This window comes from Pseudomonas sp. AC463, from assembly GCF_979253585.1.
Map to the genome: position 1 here is coordinate 193,383 of NZ_CEEDDZ010000014.1, position 10,483 is coordinate 203,865.

The following is a 10,483-nucleotide window of genomic DNA, read 5'->3' on the forward strand; positions in this document are numbered from 1 at the left end:
GCAAGCCCCCTCCCACATTTGGACCTCACACAGATTCAGACTGGCGCGGGTGCTCTACGCTTGTCCGGCTGTTTCCAGCCATCCGCGGCGGCTTCTTCAATGGCTTGCTGGATCGCCTTCTTGCGGTGTTCCTCGGCGCGACGGCTGAAGAACCACACCAGGAAGGTCACCAGCGACACCGCCAATAGAATCAAACTCGCCACGGCGTTGATCTCGGGTTTAACCCCCAGGCGCACGGCCGAGAACACTTCCATCGGCAAAGTGGTCGAGCCCGGGCCCGACACGAAGCTGGCCAACACCAGGTCGTCCAGCGACAGCGCGAACGACATCATGCCGCCCGCCGCCAGCGACGGCGCGATCATCGGGATGGTGATCAGGAAGAACACCTTCCATGGCCGCGCGCCTAGGTCCATCGCCGCTTCTTCGATCGACAGGTCCAGTTCACGCAAGCGCGCCGACACCACCACCGCCACATATGCCGCACAGAACGTCGTGTGGGCGATCCAGATGGTGACGATGCCACGCTCCTGGGGCCAACCGATCATCTGCGCCATGGCCACGAACAGCAGCAACAGCGACAGACCGGTGATCACTTCGGGCATCACCAACGGCGCCGTCACCAGGCCGCCGAACAGCGTGCGGCCCTTGAAGTTGCTGATGCGCGTCAGCACGAACGCCGCCAGCGTACCCAGGGCCACTGCGGCAACCGCCGTGTAGCAGGCGATTTCCAGGGAGCGCGCCACCGAGCCCATCAGTTGGGTGTTGTCGAGCAAACCGACGTACCACTTGATCGACCAACCGCCCCACACCGTCACCAGTTTGGATTCGTTGAACGAGTAGATCACCAGAATCAGCATCGGCAGGTAGATGAACAACAACCCCGCCACCAGCATGAAACTCGAGAAACTGAAGCGCTTCATATCTTGCCCTCCATCTCTTTGGCTTGGCTGCGGTTGAACAGGATGATCGGCACGATCAGGATCGCCAGCATCACCACCGCCAGGGCAGAGGCCACCGGCCAGTCACGGTTGTTGAAGAATTCTTGCCACAACACTTTACCGATCATCAGGGTTTCCGGGCCGCCGAGCAGCTCAGGAATCACGAACTCGCCCACCACCGGGATAAACACCAGCATGCAGCCGGCGATGATGCCGTTCTTGGACAGCGGCACAGTGATTTTCCAGAAGCTGTTGAAGGTGCTCGAGCCCAGGTCGGACGCGGCTTCCAGCAGGCTCTGATCGTGCTTCACCAGGTTGGCGTACAGCGGCAGGATCATGAACGGCAGGTACGAATAGACCACGCCGATATACACCGCAATGTTGGTGTTGAGGATCTGCAGCGGTTCGTTGATCAACCCGATGGACATCAGGAAACCATTGAGCAACCCGTTGTTGCTGAGGATGCCCATCCACGCATACACGCGGATCAGGATCGCGGTCCAGGTCGGCATCATGATCAGCAGCACCAGCACGGTCTGCATCTCTTTGCGCGCGCTGGCGATGGCGTAGGCCATCGGGTAGCCGATCAGCAAGCACAGCAGCGTGCTGAAAAACGCCATCTTCAGCGAGCCCAGGTACGCGGCGATGTAGAGCTCGTCGTCGCCGAGCATCGCGTAGTTGCCCAGGTTCAGCACCAGCTGCAGCTTCTGCTCAACGAAGGTGTAGATCTCGGTGTACGGCGGGATCGCCACGTCGGCTTCGGCAAAGCTGATCTTCAAAACGATGAAGAACGGCAGCGCGAAGAACAGGAACAGCCACAGGAAGGGAATCCCGATAACCACCTGCTTGCCATTGGGGATAATGCGGTGCAAGCGGCGCTTGAACTTCTTCATGTTCATGAGCGAAGTACCACGCCGCTGTCGTCTTCCCACCACACGTAAACCTGGTCACCCCAGGTCGGCCGCTGGCCACGGCGCTCGGCGTTGGCCACGAAGGACTGCACCAGCTTGCCGCTCGGCAGCTCCACGTAGAACACCGAGTGGCCGCCCAGGTAGGCGATGTCATGCACCTTGCCGCTGGACCAGTTGTGCTCGCAGGTCGGCATTTCGGTGGTCACCAGCAGTTTTTCCGGGCGGATCGCGTAGGTGACCGATTTGTCTTCCACCGACGTCGCGATGCCGTAACCCACGTAGATATCGCGGTCCAGGTCGGCGCACTTGAGTACCGCGTGGCCTTCGGCGTCGTCCACCACCTGGGTGTCGAAGATGTTGACGTTGCCGATGAACTCGCACACCAGGCGGCTGGTAGGCGTTTCGTAGATGTCGATCGGGCTGCCGATCTGCGCAATCCAGCCCAGGTGCATGATCGCGATGCGCTCGGCCATGGTCATGGCCTCTTCCTGGTCGTGGGTCACCATCACGCAGGTCACACCCACGCGCTCGATGATCTCCACCAGTTCCAGCTGCATCTGCGAGCGCAGTTTCTTGTCCAGCGCGCCCATCGGCTCATCGAGCAGCAGCAGTTTCGGGCGCTTGGCCAGGGAACGCGCCAGGGCCACACGCTGGCGCTGGCCACCGGAGAGCTGATGCGGCTTGCGCTTGGCGTACTGGCTCATCTGTACCAGCTTGAGCATCTCGGCCACGCGGGCGTCGACCTCGGCCTTGGGGATCTTGTCCTGTTGCAGGCCGAAGGCGATGTTCTGCGCCACGGTCATGTGCGGGAACAAGGCGTAGGACTGGAACATCATGTTGATCGGCCGCTCGTAGGGCGGCATGTCGGTGATGTCCACACCGTCGAGGTAGATGCGGCCCTCGGTCGGGCGCTCGAAGCCTGCGAGCATGCGCAGCAAGGTGGATTTGCCCGAACCCGAACCGCCGAGCAAGGCGAAGATTTCGCCTTTCTTGATTTCCAGGGACACGTCGTCCACGGCAATCGTCTCGTCGAACTTCTTCGTGACCCGGTCGATTTTGACCAGCACCTTTTTCGGTGTCTGGTCGCCCTCGAGGGCTTTCTTATAGGCGCCGGAGGCAACTGCCATTTACGAAACTCCCAACAAAATGTGGAGTTCACCCGATACAGGCGAACCCGGGATAGTCTGAGCTTTAAGCCTTATTTGCCCGTCTTGACCTTGGTCCAGCTACGGGTCATCAAACGTTGCACTTTCGGGGGTAGCTCGAAATTGACGAATGTCCGGTCGAGAACCGCCTGCGGTGGGTAAACCGCTTCGTCGGTGCGTATCGATTGCTCCATCAGTTTGTCCGCCCCGGGGTTAGGGTTGGCGTAACCGACGTAATCACTGACCTGGGCGATCACCTCAGGTTGCAGCAAATAGTTGATAAAGGCGTGGGCCTCTTTGACGTTGCTGGCATCCTTGGGGATCGCCAGCACGTCAAACCACAGGTTGCCGCCTTCCTTGGGAATCACGTAGGCGATGTTCACGCCCTTGCCCGCCTCGGCCGCGCGGGCCTTGGCCTGGAACACATCACCGGAGAACCCGGCGGCCACGCAAATGTTGCCGTTGGCCAGGTCGGAGATGTATTTGGAGGAATGGAAATAGGTCACGTAGGGCCGCACTTTCAGCAGCTTTTCTTCGGCCTTCTTGTAGTCGTCCGGGTTGGTGCTGTTGGGGTTCAGGCCCATGTAGTTGAGGACCGCCGGCAGCATTTCATCCGCCGAATCCATGAACGACACGCCGCAGCTCGCGAGCTTCTTCATGTTTTCCGGCTCGAACAGCACGGCCCAGGAGTCGATATGGTCGACGCCCAGCACTTCCTTCACTTTGTCGACGTTGTAACCGATGCCATTGGTGCCCCACAGGTACGGCACGGCGTACCTGTTGCCCGGGTCATTCTTTTCCAGGCGCTTGAGCAGCGCCGGGTCGAGGTTGGCGTAGTTAGTCAGCTGCGACTTGTCGAGCTTCTGGAACGCCCCGGCCTTGATCTGCTTGCCGAGGAAGTGGTTGGACGGCACCACCACGTCGTAGCCGGTACGCCCGGCCAGCAGCTTGCCTTCCAGGGTTTCGTTGGAGTCAAACACGTCATACACGGGCTTGATGCCGCTGGCCTTTTCGAAGTTGGCCAGGGTGTCGGTGCCGATGTAATCCGACCAGTTATAAATATGCACAGTCGGTGCGGCCTGCACGCTCAACGTCAGCGTGATACCTGCACCCACCAGCATGGCTTGGCGAAATAAAGAAATTGGCAAGTGGAGGTCCTCTTAAATAGTTGGGCCCGAAGTTGTTGCCCGGCAACAAAACCGGCGCGCAACTTACCCTCGATAAACCGATCCGGCAAAACTTTCTGTCATTTAATTTGTGTGGGAGCAGGCTTGCTCCCACACAAAAGGTTTCAAGGCTTTATTTGCCCGATTTGATTTTGGTCCAGCTGCGGGTCATTTCACGCTGGGTTGCAGCCGGCAAGTCCGCAATTGCGTAGAGCTTGGCTTGCACGTCCGCTGGCGGGTAGATGCCTGGGTCGCTGGTGATGTCTTTGTCGACCAGAGCGGTGGCTTTCTCGTTACCGTTCGGGAAGTGCACGCTGTTGGTGATCTCGGCCATCACTTGCGGCTTGAGCAGGTAGTTCATGAACTTGTAGGCGGCGTCGACGTTTTCGGCATCTTTAGGGATGGCGACCATGTCGAAGAAGCTGCCAGCGCCTTCTTTCGGAATGTCGTAGGCAACCTTGACCTTGCCACCGGCTTCAGCCGCTCGGGACTTGGCCTGTTCGATGTCACCCGAGTAACCCACGGCCACGCAGATGTTGCCGTTGGCCAGGTCGGAGATGTACTTGGACGAGTGGAAGTAGCCGATCGATGGACGCAGCTTGAGGAACAGGGCCTCGGCTTGCTTGAGGTCTTCTTTCTTCTGGGTGTCGGTCGGCAGGCCCAGGTAATGCAGGGCGACCGGCAGCATTTCGGTTGGCGAATCGAGGAAGCTCACGCCACAGCTTTTCAGCTTGGCGATGTTTTCCGGCTTGAGCAGCACGTCCCACGAATCGATCTTGTCCACGCCCAGCGCAGCCTTGACCTTCTCCGGGTTGTAGCCGATGCCGATCGAACCCCACATGTACGGGAAGGCGTGCTTGTTGTCCGGGTCGCTGACCGACACGGCTTTAAGCAGGGATTTGTTCAGGTTGTCGTAGTTGGACAGCTTGGACTTGTCCAGCTCCTGGTAGACACCGGCCTTGATCTGCTTGGCGAGGAAGTTGTTCGACGGTACGACGATGTCATAACCGGACTTGCCTGCCAGCAACTTGGCTTCCAGGGTTTCGTTGCTGTCGAAAACGTCGTACACCACTTTGATGCCCGACTCTTTTTCAAAGTTGGCGATGGTGTCCGGTGCAATGTAGTCGGACCAGTTGTACACGTGCAGCACTTTATCGTCTGCCTGGGCCGCGCCCGCCATTGCGCCCATCAGGGACAAGGCGAGGAGGGTCTTGCCAGCGTTCTTCAAACCTAATGCCTTCATTTGGTGATGCTCCGAATTTTTCTTTTTAAGCCGCAGCCTGCGTTGTCTGCCGCAGGCTGAGACTAGCACTTAGCCCTGCAATGCCGCCAAGGTCAGGTCCAGGCAGTGGCGAGCCTTGGTCACCAACTCATCGATTTCAGCCAGGGTAATCACCAGCGGCGGCGAAATGATCATGGTGTCGCCCACGGCGCGCATGATCAGCCCGTTATTGAAGCAGAAGTTGCGGCAGATCATGCCCACGCCCTTGCCTTCATAACGTTTGCGGGTGGCCTTGTCCTGCACCAGTTCAATGGCACCGAGCATGCCCACACCGCGCACTTCGCCCACCAGCGGGTGATCCGCCAGTTCCCTCAGACGTTTCTGCAAATACGGTGCCGTTTCGTCGTGCACACGGTTAACGATTTTTTCATCGCGCATGATGCGGATGTTTTCCAGGGCCACCGCAGCCGCCACCGGGTGGCCGGAGTAGGTGAAGCCGTGGTTGAAATCGCCGCCTTCGTTGAGCACCTCGACCACTTCGTCGCGCACGATCAAACCGCCCATGGGGATGTAACCCGAGGTCAGGCCCTTGGCGATGGTCATCATGTGCGGCTTGAGGTCGTAGAAGTCGCTGCCGAACCACTCGCCGGTACGGCCGAAACCGCAGATCACTTCGTCGGCGACAAACAGGATGTCGTACTTGGCGAGGATTTCCTTGATGCGCGGCCAGTAGGTGGCAGGCGGCACGATCACGCCGCCGGCGCCCTGGATCGGCTCGGCAATAAAGGCACCGACGGTGTCCACACCCAGCTCCAGAATCTTTTCTTCCAACTGGTTGGCGGCCCAGATCCCGAACTCTTCGGGGCTCATGTCGCCGCCTTCGCCAAACCAGTACGGCTGGGCGATGTGGGTGATGCCCGGGATCGGCAAGTCGCCCTGTTCGTGCATATAGGTCATGCCGCCCAGGCTGGCGCCAGCCACGGTGGAGCCGTGGTAGCCATTCTTGCGGCTGATGATGGTTTTCTTGTCTGGCTGGCCCTTGATCGCCCAGTAGTGGCGGACCATACGCAACATGGTGTCGTTGCCTTCGGAGCCGGAACCGGTGAAGAACACATGGTTCATGCCGGCAGGCGCGATGTCGGAAATGGCCTTGGCCAGCTCCAGCACCGGCGGGTGTGCGGTCTGGAAGAACAGGTTGTAGTACGGCAGTTCTTTCATCTGCTTGGCGGCGGCGTCAGCCAGTTCATCGCGACCGTAACCGATCGCCACGCACCACAGGCCGGCCATGCCGTCGAGGATCTTGTTGCCTTCGCTGTCCCACAGGTAAACACCGTGGGCTTTGGTGATGATCCGTGGGCCTTTCTCTTTCAATTGCTTGAAGTCGCTGAACGGCGCCAGGTGGTGATCACTGCTCAAGGCTTGCCATTCACGGGTTTGCGGGTTGTTGCTGGACATACCAATCTCCTAGACTTTTCAGTGAAGGGCGCGCCGTTTGAAGGGCGCGCCCGGCGCATCAGACGGCGAAGAGCAGGAATTCCCGCTCCCACGAACTGATCACGCGCTTGAAGTTTTCATGCTCGGCCCGCTTGACCGCGACGTAGCCTGTGATGAATTTCTGACCCAGGTATTTCTCGATGGTCTTGCTGTTTTCCATACGCTCCAGGGCGTCTTCGATGGTCAACGGCAGGCGCAGGTTGCGTCGCTCGTAACCACGACCCACCACCGGCGCGCTCGGGTTATGGCCTTCGACCATGCCGATGTAGCCACACAGCAAACTGGCGGCGATCGCCAGGTACGGGTTGGCGTCGGCGCCCGGCAGGCGGTTTTCCACACGGCGGTTCTGCGGGCCGGCATCCGGTACGCGCAGGCCGACGGTGCGGTTTTCTTCGCCCCACTCCACGTTCACCGGCGCCGAGGTGTCCGGCAGGAAGCGGCGGAACGAGTTCACGTTGGGGGCAAACAGCGGCAGCAATTCAGGGATGAATTTCTGCAGGCCGCCAATGTGGTTGAGGAACAGTTGGCTCATGGTCCCGTCTTCATTGGAGAAGACGTTCTTGCCGGTGGCGATGTCGATGATGCTTTGGTGCAAGTGCATCGCACTGCCGGGCTCGCCGGTCATCGGCTTGGCCATGAAAGTGGCGGCCACATTGTGCTTGAGCGCCGCTTCACGCATGGTGCGCTTGAACACCAGGATCTGGTCGGCCAGGGACAACGCATCGCCGTGACGGAAGTTGATTTCCATCTGCGCCGTGCCGTCTTCGTGGATCAGGGTATCGAGGTCCAGCTCCTGCAGTTCGCACCAGTCGTAGACGTCTTCGAACAACGGGTCGAATTCGTTGGCCGCTTCTATAGAGAAGGATTGGCGACCAGTCTCCGGGCGTCCGGAACGGCCAATCGGCGGTTGCAGCGGGAAGTCCGGGTCTTCGCAGCGTTTGGTCAGGTAGAACTCCATCTCCGGCGCCACGATGGGCTGCCAGCCTTTGTCGGAGTAGAGCTTGAGGACTTTCTTGAGCACGTTGCGCGGCGACAGCTCGATCGGGTTTCCTTGCTTGTCGTACGTGTCGTGGATTACCTGGGCGGTCGGCTCGATGGCCCAAGGCACGAGGAATACCGCGTTCTGGTCGGGGCGGCAGATCATGTCGATGTCGGCCGGGTCGAGCAGTTCGTAATAGATGTCGTCTTCGACGTAGTCGCCGGTCACGGTCTGCAACAGCACGCTCTCGGGCAGGCGCATGCCTTTTTCGGCGATGAACTTGTTGGTCGGCGAGATCTTGCCCCGGGTGATGCCGGTGAGGTCGCCAATCATGCATTCGACTTCTGTGATCTTGTGGTCTTTCAACCAATCGGTGAGCTGGTCGAGGTTGTTACTCATAAATGCCTCTGGGCTGGGTTTCCTGGCGTCCATTAAAAGGCCAGGCGTTGGTTGACGCAGCATCCGCGTCGTCTGTTCATTCAGGGTAGGAGCTTACCTGCCATTTGCTGCAGCGTTGCATTCCTCACGCCAAAGTCGTGCGCAATATTGATCGGCAACGCGGAAAGCGGCCGGTCAGTGGCAGGTGAGGAGGCAAAGAAGAGGTCGGACGGGCCGTCAAGAATATTGGCCGGTGCGTGGGCATTCACGCTGTAGGAATCGACTGCGGACAAAGCCTGGCTGAGGCAGGCAGAGACGCCGGATGGCGGCAGGTGAAACATGAAGCACCCCGGTATTATTGCTGTTATGGGTTTGAATCGAGCTTAGCCTTGTTCATTTTTTTACACAACACCCCCGTAAAAAATACAACACGGCCCGCTCAAGCCTGCGAGTCCCAAGCTCGTCAAAATGAAAAAACCGCCCCAAAAAGCCCCAAAAAAGCCGTCGCGGTGCTTTTTTAGGGCAAAAAAGGCCTCGCTTGACTTCGGCATGCCGTTCGGGTTGACTGAAACCAGAAAAGATCAATGATTGATATTTTTAACAACAAAGGTGTTGCATCATGTCGGTACCCCCGCGTGCCGTTCAGCTTAACGAAGCGAACGCGTTCCTTAAGGATCATCCTGAGGTTCTGTACGTAGACCTTCTAATTGCGGATATGAATGGTGTGGTGCGCGGCAAGCGCATCGAACGCACCAGCCTCCACAAGGTTTACGAGAAGGGCATTAACCTGCCTGCCTCTCTATTTGCCCTGGATATCAACGGCTCGACGGTGGAAAGCACCGGCCTGGGTCTGGACATCGGTGATGCTGACCGAATCTGTTATCCGATCCCCGACACCCTGTGCAATGAGCCCTGGCAAAAGCGCCCTACCGCGCAGCTGCTGATGACCATGCACGAACTTGAAGGTGAACCTTTCTTCGCCGACCCGCGTGAAGTGCTCCGCCAAGTTGTAAGCAAATTTGACGACCTCGGTCTGACCATCTGCGCCGCCTTCGAGCTTGAGTTCTACCTGATCGACCAGGAGAACGTGAACGGCCGCCCACAACCGCCCCGCTCGCCGATCTCCGGCAAACGCCCGCACTCGACACAGGTCTACCTGATCGACGACCTCGACGAATACGTCGACTGCCTCCAGGACATCCTGGAAGGTGCCAAAGAGCAAGGCATCCCGGCCGACGCCATCGTCAAGGAAAGTGCCCCGGCGCAGTTCGAAGTGAACCTGCACCACGTCGCCGACCCGATCAAGGCGTGCGACTACGCGGTACTGCTCAAGCGCCTGATCAAGAACATCGCCTACGACCATGAGATGGACACCACCTTCATGGCCAAGCCTTACCCAGGCCAGGCAGGCAACGGTTTGCACGTACACATTTCGATCCTGGACAAAGACGGCAAGAACATCTTTGCCAGCGAGGATCCCGAGCAGAACGCCGCATTGCGTCACGCGATCGGCGGTGTGCTCGAGACCCTGCCCGCCCAAATGGCGTTCCTGTGCCCTAACGTCAACTCCTACCGTCGTTTCGGCGCACAGTTCTACGTGCCGAACTCGCCGTGCTGGGGCCTGGATAACCGCACCGTGGCGATCCGCGTACCGACCGGCTCGTCCGACGCCGTACGTATCGAACACCGCGTGGCCGGCGCCGACGCCAACCCTTACCTGCTGATGGCTTCGGTCCTGGCAGGCGTGCACCACGGCCTGACCAACAAGATCGAGCCTGGCGCACCGGTGGAAGGCAACAGCTACGAGCAGAACGAACAGAGCCTGCCAAACAACCTGCGCGATGCCCTGCGCGAGTTGGACGACAGCGAGGTGATGGCCAAGTACATCGATCCTAAGTACATCGATATCTTCGTCGCCTGTAAGGAAAGTGAGCTGGAAGAGTTCGAACACTCCATCTCCGACCTTGAGTACAACTGGTATCTGCATACTGTGTAAGCGGGTGCGGTGTTGAAGGAACGCCACAGGCTTTTGGTCTGTGGCGTTTTTTTATGGGTTTATTCGGGGGGACCGAGGTGGATTCATCGGGGGCAAGCCCCCTCCCACATTTTGAAAGTATTCACAGTTCAAGTGTGGGAGGGGGCTTGCCCCGATAGCGGCCTGGCAGACAACACACCCTCCTGCTCATACAATGCCCGCTGCCTTGTAGGAGACTTCCATGACCACCCGCACCTTGCTGGCCGCCGAAGGCG

9 protein-coding genes are annotated in these 10,483 nt (G+C 59.0%); 1 reads left to right on the forward strand and 8 read right to left on the reverse strand.

Annotation, left to right across the window (positions count from 1 at the left end):
- Positions 1-35: 35 nt before the first annotated feature.
- From AC0IYH_RS19075 to AC0IYH_RS19110, 8 genes are all read right to left on the reverse strand, one after another.
- Entirely contained in the window at positions 36-920 is an 885-nt protein-coding gene (locus tag AC0IYH_RS19075; RefSeq protein ID WP_116626889.1) for an ABC transporter permease subunit, read from the reverse strand.
- Positions 917-1,837 (reverse strand): ABC transporter permease subunit, encoded by a 921-nt coding sequence (locus AC0IYH_RS19080; protein WP_116626890.1) that lies wholly within the window; start codon positions 1,835-1,837, stop codon positions 917-919. Before AC0IYH_RS19080 ends, AC0IYH_RS19075 begins: the two co-directional genes overlap by 4 nt.
- Positions 1,834-2,976, reverse strand: coding sequence for an ABC transporter ATP-binding protein (locus tag AC0IYH_RS19085; RefSeq protein WP_034116305.1), 1,143 nt, complete (start codon positions 2,974-2,976; stop codon positions 1,834-1,836). The genes AC0IYH_RS19080 and AC0IYH_RS19085 overlap by 4 nt, the downstream gene beginning before the upstream one ends.
- A 71-nt stretch (positions 2,977-3,047) precedes the next feature.
- Positions 3,048-4,142 (reverse strand): polyamine ABC transporter substrate-binding protein, encoded by a 1,095-nt coding sequence (locus AC0IYH_RS19090; protein WP_116626891.1) that lies wholly within the window; start codon positions 4,140-4,142, stop codon positions 3,048-3,050.
- Between the two features lie 151 nt (positions 4,143-4,293).
- A complete protein-coding gene (locus tag AC0IYH_RS19095; RefSeq protein ID WP_116626892.1) occupies positions 4,294-5,388 on the reverse strand; it encodes a polyamine ABC transporter substrate-binding protein in 1,095 nt (364 codons plus the stop codon).
- Positions 5,389-5,472: 84 nt separating this feature from the next.
- The gene (locus tag AC0IYH_RS19100) at positions 5,473-6,837 is read right to left on the reverse strand and encodes an aspartate aminotransferase family protein (RefSeq protein ID WP_116626893.1); all 1,365 of its coding nucleotides are present in this window, start codon (positions 6,835-6,837) and stop codon (positions 5,473-5,475) included.
- Between the two features lie 58 nt (positions 6,838-6,895).
- A complete protein-coding gene (locus AC0IYH_RS19105; protein ID WP_083356224.1) occupies positions 6,896-8,254 on the reverse strand; it encodes a glutamine synthetase family protein in 1,359 nt (452 codons plus the stop codon).
- An 80-nt stretch (positions 8,255-8,334) separates the two neighbouring features.
- Positions 8,335-8,574 (reverse strand): hypothetical protein, encoded by a 240-nt coding sequence (locus AC0IYH_RS19110; RefSeq protein ID WP_116626894.1) that lies wholly within the window; start codon positions 8,572-8,574, stop codon positions 8,335-8,337.
- A 278-nt stretch (positions 8,575-8,852) separates the two neighbouring features.
- Between AC0IYH_RS19110 and AC0IYH_RS19115 the strand changes: the two genes are divergently transcribed.
- Positions 8,853-10,229 (forward strand): glutamine synthetase family protein, encoded by a 1,377-nt coding sequence (locus tag AC0IYH_RS19115; RefSeq protein ID WP_003213894.1) that lies wholly within the window; start codon positions 8,853-8,855, stop codon positions 10,227-10,229.
- Positions 10,230-10,483 lie beyond the last annotated feature (254 nt).